We start from the raw sequence: 21871 nt of genomic DNA, 5'->3' as shown, positions 1-21871 counted from the left end.
CCGCGTCACCGCCGTCGCCGGCGGCGGTCGGCCACGCCCGTCCAGTAGCCCACCCAGACCGTCCCGGCCAGGGCCAGCACGCCGATCACCACGGGCGCGGCGACCAGCGGCGCGACCGCCACCACCGCCGAGACCAGCAGGGGCCCGCCGGTGTTGCCGATGTCCCCGCACAGCCGCCAGCGGCCGAGGAACTGCGCGCGCCCCTCGACCGGTGCGGCGTCGGCCCCGAGCGTCATCACGATCCCGGCGCCGAGCCCGTTGCCGAGCGCGATCAGCGCCAGGACGGCGCCCACGCCGAGGGCGTCCCCGGTCAGCGGCAGCAGCAGGCAGCCGGCGCCGACGGCGAGCACCACCGGGATCGCCACCACCTGACGGCCGCGCGTGTCCAGCAGCCAGCCGCCCGGCAGCACCAGCAGGAGATCGATCGTGGCCGCGACCGCGAACAGCAGCGAGACGGTCGCGGCGTCGATGTGCACGTGGTCGGCCCACAGGGGCAGCAGGCTCGTGCGGATGGATCGTGACGCGCCGATGACGACGACGGCGACGCCGAGGGTGAGCAGGATCCTGCGGTGCTCCCGGAGCACGGCGTGCACGGGCCGCGGGACGACGTCGCGCCGCACCCGGCCGAAGTCCGGCATCCGCGCGGCGATCAGCCCCGAGACGAGCGACGCGCCCGCCGCCAGCAGGAACACCGAGCCGAGGCCGTACAGGTGGATCAGGAGCGCGCCCGCCAGCGGGCCGATCAGGACGCCGAGGCGCATCGAGCCGCCGAGCAGCGCCATCCCGCGCGCGCGGTGGGAGAGCGGCACGGCGTCGATCAGGTAGCCCTGCCTGGCCAGCAGGAACGCCGTCCAGCTCATCCCGCCCACGAAGACGCACACGCACAGCATCCAGACCGACGGCGCGAAGAACGCCGCGAGCATCGCCGCGGCGTCCACGAGCCCGGCGACCACCAGGGTGCGGCGCTCGCCGAGCCGCGCCACGAGCGCGCCGGAGGGCAGGGAGTTGACCAGCTGGCCGATGCCCACCAGGGCGACGACGAAGGCGGCGGCCGCCGTGCTCGCGCCGAGATCCTTCGCGTGGATCGCCAGCACGGGGATCACCGCGCCGTGCCCGAGCGAGCTCACGACGGACGGCAGGTAGGCGACCACCGCGATGTCCCGGAACCTGAACGGCTCCCCTGATGCTGTGCCGTCCAGGTCTCTCACGAGATCATCCTTATCATCCGCGCCGGGCCGGGCGATGCGGCTCTACGGCCGCGCCTCCCAGGCCTTCGTGTAGCCCTTCGTCGTCTGGATGAGGCCGACGGCGGCGAGGTCGGCGCCGGAGTCCAGGAAGGTGACCTCCACCTCGGCGCGCTGCCCAGGATCGGTCAGGTGCGGCTGCGTGTAGAAGGTGTCGGTCGTGTTCGCCGGCCCCAGGGACGTCCCGTTCGCGTCGTACGCCCAGGGGCGGAGCCATCTGCTCGGGAGCGTGTCCTGGTACAGCTCGGTGCCTGCCTTGTCGCACCAGATGGTGAACCGGACCTGGCGGCCCTCGACCGCGTCCAGGCGGGCATGCCAGCACGACTGGGGATCGAGCTTGGTCTCCGTGCCGAGCGGCAGCCGCTCGAACCGGCCGAGACCCGGCGGCAGGGCCGACGCGGACGGCTGCGGCGAGCCCTCGGAGCCGGGAGCGGCTGATCGGCCGGACGGACCTGCCTTCTTTCCGCCGTCCGGCGTGCTCGCCGATGACGACGCCCCGCCCGCAGCGTCGTCCCCCGTCCCGGACGACTGCAGGATCCCGAACCCCGTCGCGCTCAGGAGGGCGGCGGCCACGACCCCGCCGACGAGCAGCCGGCGCGACCTGTGGCGCCGCGCGGCGCGGGGAGCGCCGTCCCCGGTGACCGCGATCCGCGACGGGCGCCGGCCCGGCCGCTCGCCCGGCCGCCGCTCGCTCGACCGCTCGCCTGGCTGCTCGCCGGGCCGGGCGCCCGTGCTCGCGCCCGCCGTCGTGCCCGGCCAGGAACCGCCCGCCGTCGCCTCGCGCAGGCCGGGGACCTGGAGGATCCGCTCGATCGACGGGCGGTGGGCCGGGTCCCGGACCAGGCATGCGTCCAGGAGCGGCCGCAGGTAGGCGGGGCAGTCGTCGTAGGCGGGGTTCTCGGACGACACCCGGTACAGGACGACGGCGGGATGCTCCCCGGAGAACAGGTAGCCGCCGGTGGCCGCGTGGTAGGCGAGCGCGCTGAGCGCCCAGACGTCGGCGGCCGGCGTCGTCGTACCGCCCATGGCCTGTTCCGGCGCCATGTAGATCGGCGTGCCGATGGCCTGCCCGGTCATGGTCACGCGGGTCGCGCCGGCGAGGGCCACGACGCCGAGGTCGATCAGGACGGGGCCGTCCGGCCCGAGGATCACGTTGGACGGCTTGACGTCGCGGTGGACCAGCCCGGCCGCGTGGATCTCGCGGAGCGCCTCGGCCACGCCCGCGACGACCGTCAGGACGACGTCGCGGGGCAGCGGGCCGTGCGAGCTGACGGCCTGGGTGAGGGTCGGGCCGGGGACGTACTCGGTCGCGAGCCAGGGGTGGGCGGCCTCCGGGTCGGCGTCGACCAGCTTCGCGAAGTACCGGCTGCGCAGCCCGGCCGCGGCGCGGACCTCGCGCTTGAACCGGGCGCGGAACTCGGCGTCGTCCAGGTGCTCGCCACGCACCAGCTTGACCGCGACCCGCTGCCCGCGGCGGCCCGTCCCGAGGTAGACCGAGCCCATGCCGCCGCTCGCGATCCGCCCGCGGATCCGGAACGGGCCGATCGTGCGCGGATCGCCGGGCACGAGCGGCGCGGGTTCGGACGCCGGAGCCGTCCACGGTGTGGTTACGTCCTGGGCCACCGGACGGGCCTTCCTCTCGCGCGTCGACCGCGAATCCGGCATGCACCGATTCGCGCTGGCATCGTACCCGCCGGGCGGGCGATCTCCCGGAGAACTCCGGCCGCACAACCTCGCGGCCCGGTCGTTCGTCTGCACCATCCAGGCGAGTGTTTGCCCAGCTCAGCTCGTTGACAGTTAGATGAAAACCTTTCATCCCCCGTTCACCGGGCCAGCGTGTTCGGACAAGTCCGACCTGCGAAACTCCCCTCGTTCACGCACCGGAGGAGAGGAACCGTCATGCCGAACATCAATGTGACCTTCCAGCAGATGGAAGACGCTGCCCAGCGCATGCAGCAGGAAGCGTCGGACATGCAGTCGAAGCTGGACCAGCTGCGCAACATGGTCCAGAACCTGGTCCAGGACGGTTACGTCACCGACAAGTCGTCCAAGCGGTTCGACGAGGCCTACCAGGAGCTCGACAAGGGCGGCAAGCAGATCATGGAGGGCCTCGACGGCATCGGCACGTACCTCAAGGAGGCCGCGGAGGCGCTGCGCAAGACCGACGAGGAACTCGCCAACGCGCTGAACAAGTGACGCCATGGCCGACGTCATCGTCACGAAGGCCGTCCTGGAGGACTCGGCCGCGGATCTCAAGCGGATCAACGACGAGTTCAAGAACATGTCCAAGCTCTGGGACAACGGCAACGTCTGGGGTCACGACGTCCTGAAGCGGGCCATGGACGACTTCATCGACGACTGGTGGGTCAAGCGCGAGAAGCTCCAGGAGCAGCTCGACAACCTCACCAAGAAGATGGACGAAGCCGCCAAGGCCTGGACCGACACCGAGGATCAGCTCGCGTCGACGTTCGACCAGCAGGGCACGCCCCCGCCGTAGTGACACCCGCAGTACCCCGCCGCACCCGCAGCACGAGATGAGGAGACGGATGAGCGCCGCCCGCCAGGGAGAGTGGCCGCTGGTCGGCCACGACTCGGATCCGGTCCCGGCCGGTTCCGAGGGGCTGGACGAGATCATCAGGCACTACAAGAAGATCTCCGAGGCGATGACCGAGCAGGCGGCCCTGCTCAAGAAGATCGGCGACGGCGACGTCCGTCTCCTCAAGGGCAAGTCCGCGGACGCGATGCGGAAGCGATCCCGCGAGAGCGCCGGGGCGCTCGACAAGGCGGCCGGCCGGTACGCCGACGTGCACGCGGCGCTCGTCGTCTACCAGCCGGCCCTCCTGACCGCGCGCACCGACACCTGGAGCGGGCTGAACGAGGCGGTCGCGGCCAACCGGGCCCTCGGCACCGCCGAGGGCATGCCGGACCCGGTCAACGCACCGCGGCCCGACGACGCAGAGCCGCTCACGGAGGCGCAGAAGAAGGAGTCGGCGGACCGCAGCACGGCGATCAGCACGGCCAACGGCAACCTGGAGAGCGCGAAGGCCAAGGTCGCGGGCGCCCTCGAGGCCCTGCGGGTCGCCGCCGAGGCGGCAGCCACCAAGATCCGCGAGAACTGGCACGTCGACGGCCTGCACACCACGGGCTGGGAGGCGTTCAAGCACCGGCTCAACAAGTTCCTCAAGAAGCTGGTCGAGATCCTCACCTACATCGGGCTGGCGCTCGCGGTCCTGGCGATCCTCATCCCCGGGCTCAACGTCATCGCCCTGATCGGCATCGGCGTGGCCGTGGTCTCCGTGGTGGCCAGCTTCATCCTGGCCATCCAGGGCGAGGGCAGCTGGCTCGGCGTCATCCTCGGCGTGCTCAGCCTCGTCGGGATCGGCATCGCGGCCAAGCTCGCCAACAACCTCAAGCACGTCCAGCGGGCGGGTCTGGCGGCGGGGCCGGGCAAGCTGGCCGGGCTGATGGACGACATCGCCCTGGGCAAGAACCTCAGCCGCCTCGCCCTGCAGAACGGCTTCCGGGGCTTCAACAAGCTCACCATCGACAAGCTGGTCAAGAACGTGACGAACGCCAGGAACCTGCGGGCCTTCCTGGAGACCAAGACGGTGAGTCCCGGCTGGTGGCACATGTTCAAGGACCCGAAGTGGGTGCTCAAGGAGGACTGGAGCCGGCTGCTGAAGGCGTGGCCCCGCGGCGACTACCGCTGGGACCGTCTCATCGGCGTCAGCGACATCCGGGACGTCCGCCAGATCGCCGGCAACGTCGGCCTGTTCGGGAACATCTTCCAGATCAAGCCCTGGATGTACATCGGGCCGATCTCCTACGGCATCGGCTGGTTCGGCCGTCCGTTCAGCATGATGAACCCGTCGATCCTCAACCCGAACGACACGCGCAAGGACAACACCGGCTGGCACGACGCCAACTACGCCGGGCTGACCGGGGAGAACCCGGTCTGATGGGCACCGACGGCTGGACCTTCCACGTCCAGGAGACGCACGGCTGGATCGTGGTCCCGCGCGCCGGCGCCCTCCCGCCCGGCGCACTCGCGGCCTGGGAGAGCACGGCGTCCGACGTGATCGCCGAGGCGTTCGACGACGGTGTCGTGCACGACGACGTCGCGCCGTCGTCCGCCGCCGGTGCCGCGGCCGCCGAGCAGCACGACGCGGTGATCGCCGACCTGCGCAGGCAGGCCGCCACGGCCTCGGTGGCCAACCTGCGCGCCTTCGCCGACGGCGTCGCCGAGGCGGGCGCCGTGGTGGCCGCCACCTACCGCGTCCCCGGGACGACCCCGGCGCCGGTGCTCGTCGTCGTCGGCGTCGAACCGCCCGGGGACCCCGGCGACGACCTCATGGAGGCGCTCGGCGCCACCGGCGGCACCGCGATCGCGCCACCGCGGATCGAGCACCTCGACCTGCCCGACGGCGACGGGATGCGCGTGACCCGCCTCGACCTCGACCCCGCCACCGGCGCCGCCCGGATCAGCATCTGCCTCGGCAGGCGCACCGAGCACCCGGACGCCGTCGTCGACACCGTGATCCAGTGGCGCTCGCAGGAACTGCTGTACGCCCCGGCGATGACCGAACTGCTCGACGACCTGCTGCCCGCGGTCCGCATCACCAGGAGCGCCGAATGAACGAGAAGCACCCGGACACGACGTCGCCGCAGGACGACACGGCCGGCGACGGCCGTCCCACCGACACCTGGGCCCTGCTCCTGCCGCCCGGCTGGGTGCGCTTCCCGACCGCGCCCGAGTTCGTCCGCGAGCTCGACCAGGCGATCGAGGACGTCGTCGCCCAGGCCCTCCCGGCCGACCTGCCGCGCGACTCCGCCGAACCCCACCGCCGCATGCTCGCCGACGGCCTGCGCTCCTCCCTCGACGACGCCCGCGACGCGGGCGCCGGCGCCGTCTACCTGCCCACCGAGCCGATGAACGGCGTGATGATCCCCGCCTCGCTCACCGAGCTGGAGCTGGTCAGCGACCCCGGGGCCAACCCCGTCGAGGTCGCCGCGGGCATCCTCACCGACGGCTACGAGGACAGCGAGCTCGTCGAGATCGACGGCCGCCCCGGCGTCCGCGTCGCCGAGACCACCCGCGAGGCGCAGCACGGGAGCGACCTGCCCGAGGTCTCGACCCGGCAGGTGCTGTACGTGCTGTCCCGCGACGAGGCCGCCGGCGACTGGCTCGTCCTGAACTTCAGCGTCGTCTGGAACAGCGAGGAGGGCGAGACGCTCGCCGAGGCCCTCGTCTTCTTCTTCGACGCCGTCATGACCACCTTCCGCTGGGCGGGCCCGGGCAGCGAGTTCGCGGCGCTCGCCGCCACGCCGGCGGGCCCTGACACGAGAACACCGGAGCCCCAGTGACCCGAACCCGTCACCTGATCGCCGCCGTGCTCACGGCGGCGATCGCGACGATCGCGGCCGTCGCGCCGCCCGCCGGCGGGCCGCCCGCGGCCGCGGCGACGGCGAGCCCGGCGGCGGCGAGCCCGGGCGCGGCGACCGTGGCCCCCGGCGAGGACGTCAGGTACTACGTCATCCAGGTCAAGCAGAACGGCGAGCCGGAGTTCCTGTTCGAGATCGCCCAGCGCTACCTCGGCGACGGCAACCGCTACACCGAGATCTTCGAGCTCAACAAGGACCGGCCCCAGCCGGACGGCAACGCGCTGACCGTCCCCGAGGTCGTCCTGCCCGGCTGGATCCTCCTGATGCCCGACGACGCCGAGGGCGAGGGCATCGTCACCGGCCCGCTGCCCGAGGTGACCCCGCCGCCCGCCGCGTCCCCCGAGCCCGCCGCGACCGGCGACGCGGACACCCCGCAGGCCCCGCTCTGGCTCGTCCTGACGCTGTCGGCCGCGGGCCTGCTGGTCGTCGTGCTCGCCGGCGGCGTCGTCCTGCTCGTCCGGCGCCGCCGGGCGCCGTCCGACCCGCCGTTCGACGACAGCCTGCTGCGCACCGACACGTCGTCGGCCTGGGTGGTGGACCGCGCGCTGCGCGTGCTGCTGGCGGGCTGCGAGCGCGACGGCCTCGACGTGCCGCCGCTCACCGCGGTCTTCGTCGAGGGGCCGAACCTGCGGCTGCGCCTGCAGCACCCGGCCAACCCCGCGCCCGCGCCGTGGGTGGTGTCCGACGACGGCGGCAGCTGGTCGGCCCCGATCGGCACGCTGCAGACCGAACCGGCGTCCACCGCGTCCACGGAGCGCTACTCGCGCCTCGTCACCCTCGGCGTCGGCGAGACGGGCCGGGTGCTGATCGACTTCGCGCGGGCGCGCGGCATCATCAGCATCGAGGGGCCCGCCGCCGCGCGCCACGAGGTGCTGCGCCGCTGGCTCGGCGAGCTCACCGGGAACCCCTGGTCCGCTTCCCCGCGCGTGGTGATGGTCGGCAACGGGCTGCCGCGGCCGGAGGCCGCCGAGCACGTGGCCGGGATCGAGCAGGTCGTGCCCGAGCTGGTGCTGGGCCACGGCGGCGTGCTGGTGCTCTCGCGGGCGCCCGCCCCCGCGCAGCAGGAACTCCTGGCCTCGCGGTTCTCCGACCCGCGGTTCGGCTGGGTGGTCATCGTGCTCGGCCAGGTGCCGGTCGCGCGGTGGCGGTTCACGGCGCGCGACGACGGCTGGCTGCGCAGCAGCTTCCTGCCGGACGTGCGCTTCGACGAGCAGACGGCGGTACGACGGGCGGGAACACGATGAGGTGGCACACGAGGATCCTGCGACGGGTGGCGGTCGCCGCCGTCGTCGTGGCGACGGGGACGACGACGGCGCTGGCGGGCCCCGCGGCGCCCGCCGCCGCCGAGCCCGAGCTGCTGTCGCAGGGCAAGCCGGTGTGGGCCTCGAGCGTCGAGAACAACGACCCGGAGCTCGTGGCCGCGCACGCCGTGGACGGCTCGATGGCCACGCGCTGGGCGAGCCACCACGCCGACCCGCAGTGGATCGCGGTCGACCTCGGCAGGAGCTCCGACATCCAGCGCGTCGAGATCGTCTGGGAGGCCGCCCACTCCACGATGTACGGGATCGACGTGTCCGGCGACGGCGAGAACTGGACGAACATCGGCGTGGTGAACCCGGCCGACGGCGGCACGGACGTCCTGGAGTTCACCGGCACCGGGCGCTACGTGCGGATGTTCGGCAACACGCGGAACAACATCGCCGGGCACTCGATGTGGGAGTTCCGCGTGTACGGCACGCCGGTCCCGGAGCCCGCCGAGCAGGAGCCGGAGCAGGAGGACGAGGAGCCGGCGAAGAAGAAGGAGCAGGCGCAGGCCGAGCCCGCGCGGGAGCCGAGCCCGAGCCCGACGCCCTCGGCCGCGCCTGTCGTCCCGGTGCCGCCGTCGCCCTCCCCGTCGCCGTCCGCCCGCCCGGTACCGGACCGCAAGGGCCCGCCCGGATCGGTCGTCCACTACATCGTGAAGAAGAAGCAGGACGGCACCGCCGAGAAGATCGAGGGCATCGCCGAGCGGTTCCTCGGCAGCGCCGGCCGGTGGAAGGAAATCGTCGCGCTCAGCAAGGCCCACCGCCAGCGGGACGGCAAGTTCCTCACCGACCCGCACCAGCTCCGCCCCGGCTGGGTGCTGCAGCTGCCCGAGGACGCCGTCGGCGAGGGCGTGCGGTTCGGCCCGCTGCCCGGGTTCACGGCCAAGAGCCCCTCGCCCTCGCCGACGCCGTCCCCGGCGGCGGCCGAGGTCAGCCAGGACCGCGCGGGCCAGGGCTTCCGGCTGCCGCCCGTGCTGCTCCCGATCGGCCTCGGGCTGGGCGCGCTGCTGGTGCTCGCCGGCCTGGTCCTGGCGGGCGTGCGGCTCGTGGCCGCGGCCCGGCGGCGCCGCGCCGCGAAGGTCACGTTCGACGACAGCATGCTGCGCACCGACACCTCGGCCGCGTGGACCGTGAACCACGCGCTGCGCGCCCTCATCGCGGCCTGCGAGCGCGACGGCCTCGAGGTCCCCGGCGTGACCGCCGTGTTCATCGAGGGGAGCGCGCTGCGCCTGCGCCTGACCAACCCCGCCTCGCCCGCGCCCGAGCCGTGGACGGTGAGCGAGGACGGCCAGAACTGGCTGGCGCCGCTGTCGAGGCTGCAGGGCGCGCCCGTGTCGGACGGCTCGACGGCGCAGTTCGCGCGCCTGGTCAACCTCGGCATGAGCGAGACCGGCCGCGTGCTCGTCGACTTCTCCCTCGCCCGGGGCGCGATCAGCCTCGACGGCTCGGTCCGCGCGCGGCACGAGGTGCTGCGCCGCTGGCTGGGGGAGTTCACCGGCAACCCCTGGTCGGGCGAGCCGCGCGTGGTGATGGTGGGCGACGGCCTGCCCCGCCCCGACCAGGTGGAGCACGCCTCGGCGTTCGACCAGGTCAAGTCCGAGATGGAGGTCGGCGAGGGCGGGGTGCTGGTGCTGTCCCAGCCGCCGTCGTCGGCCGATCGCGACCTGCTCGCCGAGCGCTTCGCGGACCCGGAGTTCCACTGGGTCGTGGTCGTGCTGGGCTCCTGGCCCGCCGCGAAGTGGCGCTTCACGGCCCGCGACGACGGGTGGCTGCGCAGCGGCTTCCTCCCGGAGGTCCGCTTCGACGAACAAGCCGCGGTACGACGGGGGAACGACTGATGCGGGTACTGATCACGGCGCGGCACGGTGCGCGCGAGGCGCTGCTGTCCGTGGACGCCGACGAGGCGACGCCCGTCGCGGAGCTCGCCGAGCGGCTTGCCGCGGAGGTGGGGGCGCCGCGCGGGAGCGTGCTGCACGTGGACGGCCGGCCGGTGGCGGACACCCGGCCGGCCGGCGGCCCGGCGCTCGCCGCCGACAGCCCGGTCCGCGACGGTTCCGTGGTCACCTTCGCCCCGGCCGCGCCCGACCGCGCCGCCGGCGTCGGCGGCCCCGTCGACCTGTGCGTGACGGGCGGGCTCGGCGCGGGCGCCGTCGTGCGGCTCGGCGTGGGGGAGTCGGTGCTGCAGGTCGGGCACGACGGGCGGGTCCGCGTGGACGAGCGGCCGGAGGGCGGCCTGCCCGCCGTCGCCGTCGTCGTCGCGCTCGACGGCGGCGTGACGGTACGGCGCGTCCCCGACCCGCGGTCCGCGGGTCAGGACGTGCGCCACGACCGTCTGATGGAGCCGCTCGGGGACGACGACGTCGCCTGGCCCGCGGGCACGCAGCTGCGCATCGGCCCGAGCGTGCTCACGGTGCAGTCCGCCACGCGGGCCGACGCCGACCTGCGCCCCGGGGAGCAACCGGGCACGCTCGACTACAACCGGCCCCCGCGGCTGGTCCCGCCCATGCCCGCCACGCACTTCCGGCTGCCCGCCGAACCCCCGCCGCCCGTGCGCAACCCGCTGCCGTGGCTCGGCATGGCGATGCCCGCGGTGCTGGGCATCGTGATGGCGATCGTGTTCCGGTCGCCGTACTACCTGATGTTCGCCCTGGCCTCGCCGCTGATGTTTCTCGGCAACTGGTGGATGGGCAAGCGCAACGGGAGGACCACGCACAAGGAACGCCTGCAGCAGCACGCCGAGGAACGCGCGGCGCTGGAGGCCGAGGTGCTCGACGCCGTCCGGCGCGAGCAGCACCGCCGCCGGCTGTCCAGCCCCGGGGCGGCCGAGCTGCGGATCATCGCCACCACGCCGACCCGCCGCCTGTGGGAACGCCGTGAGACCGACGCCGACCACCTCGCCGTGCGCCTCGGCCTCGCGGACGCGACCAGCCAGGTCGAGGTCGAGGACTCCGCCGAGCCCGAGCACCGCCGCAAGTCCCGGGCCACCGTGCAGTCCGTCCCCGTGACGGTCTCGCTGCGCGAGGCGGGCGTCGTCGGCATCGCCGGTCCCGGCGCCTGGCCCCGGCGCCGCGCGCGCTGGATCGTCGGCCAGCTCGGCGTCCTGCAGTCCCCGCGCGACGTGCAGGTGTACCTCCTGACCGGCCCCGAGCACGTGGACCAGTGGGCCTGGGCCGCCTGGCTCCCGCACGTGCGCCCCGGCCTGGGGCAGGAGGCCGTCGCGCTGATCGGCACCACCACCGAGACGCTGTCGGCGCGCGTCGCCGAGGTGAACTCCCTGATCACCCAGCGCCGCGCGCTCGCGCAGAGCATCGGCGGCGGCAAGGTCGCGCTCGGGCCGCAGGTCGTCGTCGTGCTCGACGGCGCCCGCCGCCTGCGCGCCCTGCCCGGCGTCGTGGCCATCCTGCGGGACGGGCCCGCCGTCGGCGTCAGCGTCGTCTGCCTCGACGGCGACGAGCAGCTGCTTCCCGAGGAGTGCACCGTCGTCGCGCAGGTCCGGGCCGACGGCGGCCTCATGCTGCGCCGGCAGGACGCCGACGACCTGCGCGCGGTCACCCCCGACGAGGTCGCCGACGACTGGTTCGAGCCCGTCGCCCGCGCCGTCGCCGCCGTCCAGGACGTCACCGCCGCCGAGGGCGAGGGGATGATCCCCGGCTCCGCCCGGCTCGTGGAGGTGCTCGGCATCGAGGAGGCCGGCGCGGACCAGTTCGCCGCGCGCTGGCGCGGCATCGGGAACACCGGCAGCTCCCTGGCCGTCATCGGCGTCTCCATCGACGGGCCCTTCGGGCTCGACCTCGTCAAGGACGGGCCGCACGGCCTGGTGGGCGGCACCACCGGCTCCGGCAAGTCCGAGTTCCTGCAGACCGTGGTCGCCGCGCTCGCCGTCGTCAACACGCCCGACACCATGAACTTCGTGCTGGTGGACTACAAGGGCGGCGCCGCGTTCAGCCAGTGCGAGCACCTGCCGCACACCGTCGGCATGGTCACCGACCTCGACTCCCATCTCGTGGAGCGGGCCCTGGACTCGCTGCGCGCGGAGCTCACCCACCGCGAGCACGTGCTCGCCGCCGTGGGCGCCAAGGACCTCGAGGACTACCTCGACGCGCAGAACCGCGGGCACCAGGGGCCGACCCTGCCGCGGCTGCTCATCGTCATCGACGAGTTCGCCGCCATGGCCACCGAGCTGCCCGACTTCGTGGCAGGCCTGGTCAACATCGCCCAGCGCGGGCGCTCCCTCGGCATCCACCTCATCCTGGCCACGCAGCGGCCCGGCGGCGTCGTCTCCCCGGAGATCCGCGCCAACACCAACCTGCGCGTCGCCCTCCGGATGACCGACAAGGGCGAGTCCCAGGACGTCATCGACGCCCCCGACGCCGCCGAGATCGCCAAGTCCCAGCCCGGCCGCGCGTACGCGCGCCTCGGGCACGGGTCCGTCATCCCGTTCCAGTCCGCCCGCGTCGGCGGACGCAGGCTCACGCGGGCCGACGTCGCCGAGGTGCCGCCGCCCTTCGTGGCCCGCGTGCCCGTGGCCGAGCTCGGCAACCCGACCCCGCGCCGCCGCCGGACCGAACGACGCCAGGAGATCGAGACCGACCTCGCCGCCCTCGTCGCGACCCTGCGCGAGGCGGCGCACCTCGGCGGCTGGGACACGCCCCGCAAGCCCTGGCTGCCGCCGCTGCCCGGGCTGCTCGCGCTGGACGCCGTGCCGCGGCCGTCGGCCGGGCCCGCAGGGGCGTCCGCGTTCGGCTGGGCCCTCGAGGACGAACCCGCCTCCCAGCGCCAGGGCCCCGCGGTCATCGACCTCGACGAGTTCACCCACCGCTACGTCGTCGGCGCCCCCGGCAGCGGCCGGTCCACCGCCCTGCGCACCACGGCGTTCGCGGCCGCGCACGCCCTGTCCGTCGCCGACCTGAACATCTACGCGATCGACTGCGGCAACGGGGCGCTCGCGGTGCTGGACGAGCTGCCGCACACGGGCGCCGTCGTCCAGCGCGGGCAGGAGGAGCGCGCGCAGCGCCTCCTGACCCGGCTGCGCGCCGAGCTGTCCCGGCGGCAGCAGATCCTCGCCGCCGGGAACTTCGCCAACGTCACCGAGCAGCGCGAGATCGCGGGCCCCGGCGAACGGCTGCCGCGCGTGCTGGTGTTCCTCGACCGGTGGGAGAGCTTCCTGACCACCTACGGCGAGTCCGACGGCGGCGCGCTCCTGGACGCCGTGACCGAGCTGCTGCGCGACGGCGCCGGCGCCGGGATCCACGTGATCGTGGCCGGCGACCGCAGCCTGCTCACGAGCCGGATGAGCGTGCTCACGGACGACGTCGTCGTCCTGCGCCTGACCGACCGGCTCGACTACGGCATGGCCGGGATCAACCACAAGAAGGTGCCGGACGAGGTGCCGCCCGGCCGCGGGTATCGCGGGGGGAGCGGGCTCGAGCTGCAGATCGCGATCCTCGGCGAGGACCCGGCGGGCCGCGCGCAGAGCGCGACGGCGCGGGCCATGGCCGCGGCGATCCGGGAGCGGGAGGACGTCGCGCCGGGCACGGGGCCGTTCCGGGTGGACGACCTGCCGTCGACCATCACGGTGGAGGCCGCCTACCGGTACGCCCCGGCGGCCGCGGCGGGGCCGCTGTGGGCGATGCTCGGCGTCGGCGGCGACGACCTCACGGCGATGGGGATGGACCTGGCCGGGGACGCGCCGTCGTTCGTCGTGGCCGGCCCGGCGCGCTCCGGGCGGTCCACGATGCTCGCCGTCATGGCCGAGTCGCTGCTGCGCGGCGGGACCGAGCTGCTGGTGGCGGCGCCCCGGCCGAGCGTGCTGCGGGACCTCGCCGGGCGCGACGGCGTGCGTGCCGTGCTGACCGAGGCCGGCGAGCTGACCGAGGAGGCGCTCGGGCGGCACCTCGCGCCGGGGGCGCCGGTCGTCCTGCTGGTGGACGACGCCGAGCTGGTGGCCGACTGCCCGGCGAAGAACTGGCTGCGCACCTGGTTCCGGACCGCCGCGGACCACCGGCAGGCCCTGGTGCTCGGCGGGGACGCGAAGGAGGTCGCGAGCGGGTTCTCCGGCTGGCAGGTCGACGCCAAGAAGCACCGGCGGGGTGCGCTGCTCAGCCCGCAGGACCGGTTCGACGGCGACCTGGTGGGCGCGAGCCTCGCGCGGTCGGCGGTGGTGTCGCAGGTGACGCCGGGCAAGGCCCTGGTGCACCTGGGGGACGGGGAGCTGCGGACGGTGCTGGTGCCGACGCCCTGAAACCGCGCACCGACGCCGCTCGTGTGGCACTCTCCCCTTATGCGACCTTGCATCGCTTTGGTGATGACCGTGCTGATCGTCGTGAGCGGCTGCGCTCCCGGTGCGGTCCAGCGTGCCTCCGCGGAGCCGCGTGCGGCCTCGGAACCGGAGCAGGGACTCGGCCTGGCCGGGCCGGGGGCTCCCGCGGAGTCCGACGCGACGACGAGCCCCGGCGGGCTCGCGCCGCCTCCCGTCGTCGGGGTCCGGCCCGCGCCGGACGAGGACGGTCGCGAGGGTGACGACGGACGCCGCGGTGGCGGCCGTGACGGGGACGACGGCGCCGGCCGGGACGACGGCGCCCCGCGGCCGGACGCGGGCGCGGCCCCCGACGGCGGGTTCGAGCACCCGGGGATCCTCCTCGACCAGGGCAAGCTCGATCGCATGCGGTCCCGGGTGGCCTCCGGCGCCGAGCCGTGGGCGTCGGAGTTCGACCAGCTCCTCGGCTCGAGGTGGGGTTCGCTCGACGTCGTCCCGCACCCGTACGGCTACGTCGAGTGCGGCGCGCACGACAACCCGGACAACGGCTGCCGCGAGGAGCGGTTCGACGCCCACGCGGCGTACGCGCACGCCCTGGCCTGGTACGTCACCGAGGACTCCCGGCACGCCGAGAAGGCGATCGAGATCATGGACGCCTGGTCGGCGACGATCAAGGACCACACGAACGTCAACGAGCACCTGCAGGCGGGGTGGGCCGGGGCGATCTGGCCGCGCGCGGCCGAGATCATCCGGTACACGTACGACGGCTGGGCCGCCCCGGACGTGGAGCGGTTCGAGCACATGCTCCGCACCGCCTACCTGCCCGACGTGTCGGTGCGCAACTACGCGAACGGCAACTGGGAGCTGGCGATGACGGAGGCGGCGATCGCGATCGCCGTGTTCACCGACGACCGCCCGGCGTACGACCGGGCGCGGGCCGTGTTCCAGGACCGGGCCGAGGCGTACGTCTACCTGGCGTCCGACGGCGCCGCACCGCTGGAGGCCGCGGGCAGCCCTTACAACACCCTGCTGGAGATCGTCGCGTTCTGGCGCGACGACGACTTCGGCGAGGGCGCCACCCAGGAGACCTGCCGCGACCTGAACCACGCGGGGCTGGGCCTGGCGGGGATGTCGCACAACCTGGCGACCACGGCGATCCAGGGCGACAACCTCTACGGCACGGCGGGCCGCCGGCTCGCCGAGGCGTTCGAGCTGCACGCCAGGATCGCGGTGACGGGCGAGGTGCCGTCCTGGCTGTGCGACGGCTCGCTCAGCGGGGAGCTGGAGTACCTGCCCGACTCCGCGCTCACGACGCTGACCGGGTGGTACGGCTGCGAGATGTCGTGGTCCCGGCAGCACAACGCGGTGACGCAGCTCCCGTACGGCAGCGGGGAGCTGCTGACCGCCTGGGAGCCGCTGACGCACGGGGCGGCGACGGCGCCTCCCGCGGGGGCCGAGGCCAGCCCGACGGTCTGTCCCACCTGACCGGCCGCCTGACCGCGGCGCGGCGCCGCCGTCAGGTCGCGGTCTCGACCACGTCGCGGACGTAGAACTTGTACCAGAGGCGGGTCGGGGTGCCCTCGCCCTGGCCCACCTCGGTGCTGGGCTTGACGGAGGTGGAGACCTCGCCGGCCGCGCCGTTGTAGTTGGCCTTCTCGCGGGTCCGGTGGGTGGTGGCGGTCTCCGCCCACCGCGCGACCTCGGCCCACTCCGCCACGCGGGCGGCGTCCACGCCCAGCAGGGCGGCGTCGGCGACCATCCGGTCGGCGGCGGCCTGCCCGTCCGGCTCGGTCCAGAACAGGTCGACGGAGTCCACGTAGCCGTGGCGCGTCGAGACCGTCATCTCCTCGGTGCGCCCGGTCCAGGTGCCGGTCGCCAGGACGAGGCTCACCGTGGCGTCGCCGGGCACCTCCACGACCACCATCTGATCGGACGGCAGTCCCAGGGCCTCGGCCTCCAGCGGCTTCGTCAGGTCCCACTCCATGCTGTTCCCCTCTTCGAACACCTTCGCGCCGTCGTCGCCGGCACCGCCGACCCGGATCGAGCAGCCCGCCGTGGCCACGAGGGCGACGATCGCTGCTGCCGCGAGGATCACCTGACGTACTGACATGGGTCCACCTTGTCATGCTTCTCGTCGCGTCCCCGCGGGGCGTCGCGCCGGGCCGTACCGCGAGGCGGCCGTGCGGGCTCACTGGTCCGCATCGACGCTCCAGTCGGTCGCCAGGCGCTCCGTGATGCGGCCGAGCCGGTCCGGGTTGGTCAGGCGGTACTCGTCGATGCGCTCGGAGACGGGCGTCTCCAGGATCTCCTGGATGCGGCCGGGGTCGTTCGCGAGCAGGTCCTGGTAGGCGGGGAGCGTGTCCGCCTGGATGTACTCCCACCGCTGCGGCGTGTCGGCGATGTTGCCGTCCGGCAACGGGGTCTCGATGCTGACCGAGCCCTGGAGCGGGTTGTCGATGCCGGTGAACGGGATGTTGTCCGGGCCGGGCGTCTCCGCCGTGATGGTCAGCGGGTTGACCTCGGCGAACGTGCTGGTCCCGGGGATGGACGCCTCGCCCACGAGCGTCATCATGTACGTCATGGCCTCGCCCGTGACGGGGCGGTCCATCATCGCCTGGTAGTCGTCGTGGATGATGTCCTGCTGCTCGCGGCGCAGCATCTCCACGTTGCCCTCCGAGACGCGGTCCGGGTCGCCGGAGTCGATGTCCGCCCAGGCGTCGTAGGTGGCCTCGTCGATGGCCCCGGACTCGTACATCCGCTCGATCTCGGCCATGCCGCCGTGCTCGTAGGCGGCGTGCATCGAGGCCTGGTCGTGGAAGATCTCCTGCTGCATCGACAGGAAGGTGGTCTCGTAGAAGGCCAGCTCCTCGTCGGTCATGGAGCCGGCCAGCTCGATCAGCTCCGCGCCGGGCACGTTGCCGTGCTGCAGCACGTCGCCGCCCACCTCGAAGCCCTGCGCGACGTCTCGCATCATGTCCAGGTCGAGGAAGCCCGCGGCGAACGACGGGCCGATCATCGCCGCCATCCCGGCCCACTGCAGGTCCGGGTTCTCCAGGTAGAGCTGGGCGTAGTACTCGTAGACCGCCTCGATGTTCGCGCGGTTGGCCTCGGAGCCCTTGCTCGGGTCCCAGGAGAGGTAGTCGATCCCGGCGTCCTGCGCGGCCTGCCGGGTCCAGTGCTCGCTGGCGACGGCGCCCGCGTCCGGGCCCGGGTACAGGCCCTGGGCCTCCATCGCGGCGAGCAGGTCGGCGACCTCCTGGTCGGTGGCGGTGGCCAGCCACTCCTGGCGCTCGGCCTCGGACATGTCCTCGTACTCGTCCGGGGTGATCGTCAGGGCCTGCGGGGCCGTGGGGGCGGTGCTCGGGTGCCCCGCCGGGTCGGGCCCGCCGCCGGAGTTCGTGCCGGTGCCGGCGCCCGCTCCCGCGCCGCCGGCGTCGTCGCTGGTCCGTTCCTGGTCGTCCGCGTTCCGCTCGAGGGTCTCGCCGGCCCGGGTGAGGGTGTCGATGGCCTCGGTCATCGTCAGGCGGTGCGTGCCGGTCCACTCCTCGCGGAACCCGTCGGAGTCCTGGCCGAACCACTGCACGTCGTCGACGGCGACGTCCACCTGCGTGCGCGCGGCCTCCAGGGCCTGCGCCTCGCGGAGCATCGTGGTCGCGAGCTCGCGCAGCGAGGCGATGTCCGCGCCCCATAGCTCACCCAATGGTCTCCCCGTCCTGCAGTCGGCCCCGCCGGGCATGCCGGCGGATCCGGCTGCGGAGAACCTAGCAAGGCCGCCGGTCAGGAGCCATGGGGAGATCTGCCCGGACGGCGGCGGGGCCCGGCGTCGTCGGGCACGACGACGACGCCCGGCCCCTACTCCGCCACGACGCTCGTGGTGTGGTGCGGGATCCCGACGGGCTTCGACTCGCTCGACCCGCGCTGCCGCAGGTAGATCGAGAACGTGACCATCGCCGCGACGGCCAGGAACTCGGACTGCCAGTTCTGCAGCGTGCGGTTCCAGAACTCCGGGGACGCCACGTACTGCGCCAGGGACGGTGCCGGTTCGCCGTGCAGGGCGCTCTCCTGGTTCGCGACCCGGTGCCCGGCCAGGGCCTGAGCCAGCCACGAGAGCAGGAAGATCGTCCCCATCACCAGCAGGAGCGAGTTGGACAGGAGCCACAGCCGCAGGCCGCGCACGCGTGCCCAGGCCGGGGAGTCGTCCCGGGCGTACTCGCCGATCAGCTGCTCCTCGTCCGTGCCGAGGCCCTCGTCGCCGGGCTGCTTCGACTCGGGCGACCCGCGCTGCACCAGCCAGACGGTCGCGAGGATGAACATGAAGAACTGCAGGAACTCGGACTGCCAGTTCTCGGCGACGTCGACCACGAACGCCGACGAGCTCACGTACCGGAGGTACGGCTCCGCGGCCGCGCCGTGCCCGGCCAGCTCCTCGTTGCGCTGCGCGTGTCCCACCAGGGACTGCCCCGCGAGCGTCAGCAGGAACATCCCGGTGAAGGCGAGGCTCAGGCCGTTGTCGCGCACGACCCGCCGCACGGGCCTCGTCACCGCCCCGCCAGCGGCACGGCGATCATCAGCGCCAGCCCCGCCCCGACCAGCCCCAGCAGCACCCAGAACACCGGCCCGGCCCCGGGCCCTTTCCCGCGTCCGCCGTTCATGGCTCCCCCTCGGTCCTCGTCGCGTCCTGCCACTCGTCGCGTCCCGCACGGGGCGATCGTGCCCGCGGCCCGTCACGCCTCCTGTCCCGCAGGCGCGGCGGACCGCGGACACGATCGCCTGACCGGTACTACTTGTTCGGCGGGGCGTCGGAGATGTCCGCGAGGGCCGACGTCGGTCATGACATCCATGACCTTCTGCGGTCCCATGTCGTCCTCCTCGGGTCGTGGTGGTCGGCCTTCTCAACGTAACCCCGGGTACCGCCGCTCGCACACGGCCCGCGGGCGCCCGTCCCGGTCTCCCGCCCATGCGAGTGACCTGGGCCCGGCCTACGGTGGGGGCACGGTCACCCCGCCGCGACGCACGCCCCCAGACAGCAACCACCCGCATCGGTTCCCGGAGGACGTCATGAGCGACGAGACAGAGTTCCCGCCCCAGCAGCAGGACCCGCCCGGCCTGACCGAGCACATGGACCCGGTGCCGGACCACGGCGAGGGCAGCTACGTGGGCAGCGACAAGCTCGCCGGGCAGCGGGCGCTGATCACCGGCGGCGACTCCGGCATCGGCCGCGCGGTCGCGATCGCCTTCGCCCGGGAGGGGGCCGACGTCGCCCTGTCCTACCTGCCCGAGGAGGAGATGGATGCAGCTGTCACGGCCCAGTGGGTGCAGGACGCCGGGGCGCGGTGCGTGCTGCTGCCCGGCGACCTGCGGGACGAGGCCACGGCGCGCGGCGTCGTCCACCGCGCCGCGATCGAGCTGGGCGGGCTCGACGTCCTCGTGAACAACGCGGGCTACCAGATGGCCCGCCGCGAGTCGATGGCCGACATCACCACCGACGAGCTGGACCGCGTGCTCAAGACCAACCTGTACGCGCTGTTCTGGGTGACGCAGTCGGCCCTGGAGCACCTGGGGGAGGGCGGCGCGATCATCAACAACTCGTCCATCCAGGCGTACCAGCCGTCGAACGCCCTGCTGGACTACGCGGCCACGAAGGCGGCGATCAACAACATCACGGTGAACCTCGCCGCGGAGCTGGGCCCGCGGGGCATCCGGGTCAACGCGGTGGCCCCCGGCCCGATCTGGACGCCGCTGCAGCCGGCGACGCAGCCCGCGGAGAAGATCGGCACCTTCGGCGCCGACACCCCGCTGGGCCGCGCGGGCCAGCCGGCCGAGGTCGCCCCGGCCTTCGTCTTCCTGGCCTCGCCGGTCACGGGGTCGTACGTCTCCGGGACGGTGCTGGGCGTCACGGGCGGCCGCCCGGTCTTCTGACCGGCCGGGAACGGCGGGCCGCCGGCCCGTCGTTCCCGGCCGCTCGCCGCCGGGTCAGAGATGGGCGCGGTGCTCGCCGAAGATCCGGTCGATCTTGGCGGCCTCCTCACCCGGGTTCTGGCTCGGGGTGTGGATCTTCGTGCTCCAGCCGCAGGGGCACTCGATGAACCAGAACTCGACGTGCATGCGCTTCATGCGCAGACCGGCCTTCGCGGCTTCCATGGCGCTGTTGAGGATCTTGTGGTGCACCTGGATTCCTTTCGTCGTGTGCGGACGAGGCGAACGTAGGGGTCTGGCGCAAGCCCGGGCCTCTTGACCAAGGAGTCAAGATGCTCGTCCGGCGGCCGCCTGGTAAAGACGCATCGCAGGCCACGGGGCATCTGCATGCCGGGAATCTTGGACACCGGTCGAAATATCCGGCAGTCTCGGCCACGTCAGAGACGTTCCCCGGAAGGAAACATCGTGAGCCGCACCACCCGCGCCTCGAAGGTCGTCAACACGCTCCTCGCACCGGTCGTCAAGGGACGCGAGGATCCCGTCCGGACCTGGGCCGACGCCGTCGCGCAGATCGAGCAGGACGCCGGTACCCAGGACCCGGCGTACGCCGACGGCCTCGGCGTCCTGGTCCGGGCCGTCGCGGCCGAGCCCCGGCTCACGCCGCTGGGCTGGACCCTGGCGCTCACCGACCTCAAGGGCCGTTACGCGAACAAGCTCCGCGTCCGGCGCCTGCTGGCCGAGCACCCCGGGATCGCGGGGGAGCGGATCGAGAATCCCGTGTTCGTGCTCGGGCTGCCCCGCACGGCCACGACGCTCACCCACCGGGTGCTCGCGGCGTCGGCCGCCCATCGCGGCCCGCTGCTGTGGGAGATGAGCTGGACGGACCTGGAGAACCGGGAGCGCGCCGAGAAGCAGATCAGGATGATGGACCGGGGCAGCAAGGTCGTCACCGGCCTGCTCGCGCCGGACATGAAGAACATGCACCCCACCGGTGCGGGCATGCCCGAGGAGACCCTGTGGCTCCTGCCGCACGGCCCCTTCTACGCGGGGATGTTCGGCACCCTCGCGCCCTACGTCGAGTGGTTCGAGCAGCGCCCCGCGGCGGACCTGACCGCGGACTACCGGTTCGTGCACGACGCGCTGAAGGTGCTGCAGCACGGGCGGGAGCCCAAGCGGTGGATCCTGAAGTACCCGGGGCACCTCAACGACATGCCGACCATCCGGGAGGTGTTCCCGGACGCGACGTTCGTGTGGACGCACCGCGACCCGTCGTCCGTCGTCGCCTCGGCGTGCAGCCTGGTGGAGACCGGCTGGGCGATGTACCAGAAGGACCCGGACCCGCTGGAGGTGGGCCAGGTGGTCATGAACTGGATGGTCACCTGGCTGGGTAACGCGCTCGAGGCGCGGCTCGACCTGCCGCCGTCGTCCCTCGTGGACGTGCCGTACCACACGCTCGCCGCGGACCCCCACACCGAGGTGCCGCGCCTCTACGAGGCGATCGGCGCGACCTGGACCGCGGCCGACGCCGAGAAGCTCGCCCAGGTGATCGCCCGCCCGGCGGGCGCCAAGCCGCACCGCTACGACCTGTCCCGCTACGGCTTCACCCCGGACCAGGTCCAGGAGACCTTCGCCGACTACCTCCGCCTCCTGTCCACCATGGACGTCCTGGACGCCAAGCCCGCCGCCGACCTCTGACCGTTCCCGGGTGA

17 protein-coding genes are annotated in these 21871 nt (G+C 73.4%); 11 read left to right on the top strand and 6 right to left on the bottom strand.

Annotated features, from left to right (window positions below; translation table 11 throughout):
- Nucleotides 1–5: 5 nt before the first annotated feature.
- Nucleotides 6–1208: an MFS transporter gene (locus ABD208_RS12750; protein ID WP_344103372.1), complete on the bottom strand. Its 1203-nt coding sequence runs from the start codon at nt 1206–1208 to the stop codon at nt 6–8.
- Between the two features lie 42 nt (nt 1209–1250).
- Nucleotides 1251–2867 carry a serine/threonine-protein kinase gene (locus ABD208_RS12745; protein ID WP_344103369.1) on the bottom strand — a complete coding sequence of 539 codons (1617 nt, stop codon included), beginning with the start codon at nt 2865–2867 and terminating at the stop codon, nt 1251–1253.
- Nucleotides 2868–3143: 276 nt separating this feature from the next.
- Between ABD208_RS12745 and ABD208_RS12740 the strand changes: the two genes are divergently transcribed.
- The 9 genes from ABD208_RS12740 to ABD208_RS12700 all read left to right on the top strand — a co-directional run bounded on the left by ABD208_RS12740 (nt 3144) and on the right by ABD208_RS12700 (nt 15731).
- The gene (locus tag ABD208_RS12740) at nt 3144–3440 is read left to right on the top strand and encodes a WXG100 family type VII secretion target (protein ID WP_344103367.1); all 297 of its coding nucleotides are present in this window, start codon (nt 3144–3146) and stop codon (nt 3438–3440) included.
- A gap of 4 nt (nt 3441–3444) precedes the next feature.
- Nucleotides 3445–3741 carry a hypothetical protein gene (locus tag ABD208_RS12735; protein ID WP_344103365.1) on the top strand — a complete coding sequence of 99 codons (297 nt, stop codon included), beginning with the start codon at nt 3445–3447 and terminating at the stop codon, nt 3739–3741.
- Nucleotides 3742–3790: 49 nt separating this feature from the next.
- Nucleotides 3791–5203, top strand: a complete 1413-nt coding sequence (locus ABD208_RS12730) for a hypothetical protein (protein WP_344103363.1) — start codon at nt 3791–3793, stop codon at nt 5201–5203.
- Complete coding sequence (locus ABD208_RS12725) at nt 5203–5880, top strand: hypothetical protein (protein WP_344103361.1); 678 nt, start codon at nt 5203–5205, stop codon at nt 5878–5880. The genes ABD208_RS12730 and ABD208_RS12725 overlap by 1 nt, the downstream gene beginning before the upstream one ends.
- Nucleotides 5877–6608 (top strand): hypothetical protein, encoded by a 732-nt coding sequence (locus tag ABD208_RS12720; RefSeq protein ID WP_344103359.1) that lies wholly within the window; start codon nt 5877–5879, stop codon nt 6606–6608. The genes ABD208_RS12725 and ABD208_RS12720 overlap by 4 nt, the downstream gene beginning before the upstream one ends.
- Entirely contained in the window at nt 6605–7930 is a 1326-nt protein-coding gene (locus ABD208_RS12715) for a hypothetical protein (protein WP_344103357.1), read from the top strand. Before ABD208_RS12720 ends, ABD208_RS12715 begins: the two co-directional genes overlap by 4 nt.
- Nucleotides 7927–9828, top strand: a complete 1902-nt coding sequence (locus ABD208_RS12710; RefSeq protein WP_344103354.1) for a galactose-binding domain-containing protein — start codon at nt 7927–7929, stop codon at nt 9826–9828. Before ABD208_RS12715 ends, ABD208_RS12710 begins: the two co-directional genes overlap by 4 nt.
- Entirely contained in the window at nt 9828–14231 is a 4404-nt protein-coding gene (locus ABD208_RS12705) for an FtsK/SpoIIIE domain-containing protein (protein ID WP_344103352.1), read from the top strand. The genes ABD208_RS12710 and ABD208_RS12705 overlap by 1 nt, the downstream gene beginning before the upstream one ends.
- A 63-nt stretch (nt 14232–14294) precedes the next feature.
- Nucleotides 14295–15731, top strand: coding sequence for an alginate lyase family protein (locus tag ABD208_RS12700; RefSeq protein ID WP_344103349.1), 1437 nt, complete (start codon nt 14295–14297; stop codon nt 15729–15731).
- 31 nt (nt 15732–15762) lie between these two features.
- Here the strand turns inward: ABD208_RS12700 and ABD208_RS12695 are convergent, their stop codons facing one another.
- The 3 genes from ABD208_RS12695 to ABD208_RS12685 form a co-directional block, all read right to left on the bottom strand.
- The gene (locus ABD208_RS12695) at nt 15763–16356 is read right to left on the bottom strand and encodes a hypothetical protein (RefSeq protein WP_344103347.1); all 594 of its coding nucleotides are present in this window, start codon (nt 16354–16356) and stop codon (nt 15763–15765) included.
- 78 nt (nt 16357–16434) lie between these two features.
- A complete protein-coding gene (locus ABD208_RS12690) occupies nt 16435–17946 on the bottom strand; it encodes a WXG100 family type VII secretion target (protein ID WP_344103345.1) in 1512 nt (503 codons plus the stop codon).
- A gap of 152 nt (nt 17947–18098) precedes the next feature.
- Nucleotides 18099–18788: a DUF6766 family protein gene (locus tag ABD208_RS12685; RefSeq protein ID WP_344103343.1), complete on the bottom strand. Its 690-nt coding sequence runs from the start codon at nt 18786–18788 to the stop codon at nt 18099–18101.
- Nucleotides 18789–19304: 516 nt separating this feature from the next.
- Between ABD208_RS12685 and ABD208_RS12680 the strand changes: the two genes are divergently transcribed.
- On the top strand, nt 19305–20165 hold the full coding sequence (locus ABD208_RS12680; RefSeq protein ID WP_344103341.1) for an SDR family oxidoreductase: 861 nt from the start codon (nt 19305–19307) through the stop codon (nt 20163–20165).
- Between the two features lie 54 nt (nt 20166–20219).
- Here ABD208_RS12680 and ABD208_RS12675 read toward each other — a convergent pair whose 3' ends face one another.
- Nucleotides 20220–20414 carry a hypothetical protein gene (locus ABD208_RS12675; protein WP_344103339.1) on the bottom strand — a complete coding sequence of 65 codons (195 nt, stop codon included), beginning with the start codon at nt 20412–20414 and terminating at the stop codon, nt 20220–20222.
- Between the two features lie 213 nt (nt 20415–20627).
- Here ABD208_RS12675 and ABD208_RS12670 point away from each other — a divergent pair, with 213 nt between their 5' ends.
- The gene (locus ABD208_RS12670) at nt 20628–21857 is read left to right on the top strand and encodes a sulfotransferase family protein (RefSeq protein WP_344103336.1); all 1230 of its coding nucleotides are present in this window, start codon (nt 20628–20630) and stop codon (nt 21855–21857) included.
- The last annotated feature ends 14 nt before the right edge of the window (nt 21858–21871 follow it).

The organism is Myceligenerans crystallogenes (genome assembly GCF_039529775.1).
In the GTDB taxonomy this organism is placed as follows: domain Bacteria; phylum Actinomycetota; class Actinomycetes; order Actinomycetales; family Cellulomonadaceae; genus Myceligenerans; species Myceligenerans crystallogenes.
Note: the sequence above shows the minus strand (reverse complement) of the source record. Positions and strands in the feature narration are given on the sequence as shown.